This window comes from Algibacter lectus (genome assembly GCF_900112395.1).
In the GTDB taxonomy this organism is placed as follows: domain Bacteria; phylum Bacteroidota; class Bacteroidia; order Flavobacteriales; family Flavobacteriaceae; genus Algibacter; species Algibacter lectus.
Genome location: NZ_FOLN01000032.1, coordinates 1 through 1404 on the forward strand (window position 1 = coordinate 1; position 1404 = coordinate 1404).

Here is a 1404-nt window from a genome sequence, read left to right on the forward strand (position 1 = left end):
AATATGGAGTATCAAAAATAAAAACAGCTTAAAAACAAAGATTTTAAGCTGTTTTTATACTTTTTTAAGGGGTTGTGCAACGGTTACCGGTGTTACCAAACGTATTTTTTATCAGTTTCAAAGTTCATTGACATACTGAATACTTTATTTTTTCTAGAGTAGGTAAATTGTTGACGGTCGGAAGCAAAAAATTAAAATTGAACATTTAATAAATCAGGATATGTATTACAAACCATCGATTTTATTTGCTCTTCTGTTTTTGTTAAATCAATATTTTTTCGATTTAGCAAGATATAAGAACTGGCATCTGGAAAAGATTTATGCAAAAAAGTTTTACCTCCAATTAATTGAGGTATATGATATTTATACAATCTAAAACGTTGGTTTGTTTTATATCCTTCAACTTTATCAGATTTAACATCTATTGTTCTAGCTCCAATAAATCCAAAAGATGCTGTAGGATGAATTTTTAATAATTCAGGTATACATTTTGCGCAAGTTATTAAAATATTAGAAACATCTCCTTTATTAACTACATTAGAGTATTTTCTATCACTTTTTCTGTCCTTTTTTGCGTAAAATTTAACTGCAATAAAATCATGTTCATGATAATCTGCATAAACTATGTAATGTAATTTCGTTTTTATTGAAAAAAACTTATATACATATCGTTTTTCATGCCAACTGCAAGAAGGGTGAGTCTGAATAAATTTTAAGGGATAACCTGAAGAAGTTAACTTCATTTAAGGAACTAACATAGGTCTGTTGTCTTGACTTAATCTCACAACTTCTCCGTTAGTTAAAACTTTTCTTAAGTCAACTGATTCAGTATCCTCGAAAGATACCCAACCAAGACGCTCTCCTTTACTTCTTACATTTTTAGATTTATAAGACTTAAAGGTGTTCTTGAAATGTTCTTTATATTTGTTTACTGTTCCCATGATTTAATTAAAAATCTTTTTTGTTTAATACAAAACTACATTATTTTGTAATAATTAAGTATATACTGTATATACTATATATTTATAATGTACTTACTAATTATAGTTTTTAACTATGACAAATTAGTCGTTTAAGTGTTATTTAATTTACAAATACATAACGTATTAACCTAATGATACGTGTGTTTATTTTGACGAACAAGCTAAAAAGGTCAAAATAATAAAGAGTTTTTGGTAGTCATATGAGTATGAGTGGATATGTTTGGTAACGGTTTTGTGTATGGTTAGTTGCGTGTTTGAGCAACTAATTTAGTAAACAAAAACGTGCCAGAGAAAATTCCGAAGGAATTTTCCAAGTAGGCACTTAAAAAGCAATTAATTATACACGTTGTGCCTGTTGCACAACGTGTTGTTAAATATACAGAAATTTCGTATATTTAGTAATGCAAGGCACAAAAATATA

Annotated in this window: 2 protein-coding genes; both read right to left on the reverse strand. The window is 27.8% G+C overall.

Features of this window, described 5'->3' with window-relative positions; all coding sequences use genetic code 11:
* Positions 1-191 precede the first annotated feature (191 nt).
* A complete protein-coding gene (locus BM246_RS19720) occupies positions 192-743 on the reverse strand; it encodes a hypothetical protein (RefSeq protein ID WP_074940740.1) in 552 nt (183 codons plus the stop codon).
* Positions 744-941: a hypothetical protein gene (locus tag BM246_RS19725; RefSeq protein WP_074940744.1), complete on the reverse strand. Its 198-nt coding sequence runs from the start codon at positions 939-941 to the stop codon at positions 744-746.
* Between the last annotated feature and the right edge of the window lie 463 nt (positions 942-1404).

Coding starts and splice junctions, on each gene's coding strand:
- BM246_RS19720 (WP_074940740.1), bottom strand. CDS start 743: ATGAAGTTAACTTCTTCAGGTTATCCCTTAAAATTTATTCAGACTCAC.
- BM246_RS19725 (WP_074940744.1), bottom strand. CDS start 941: ATGGGAACAGTAAACAAATATAAAGAACATTTCAAGAACACCTTTAAG.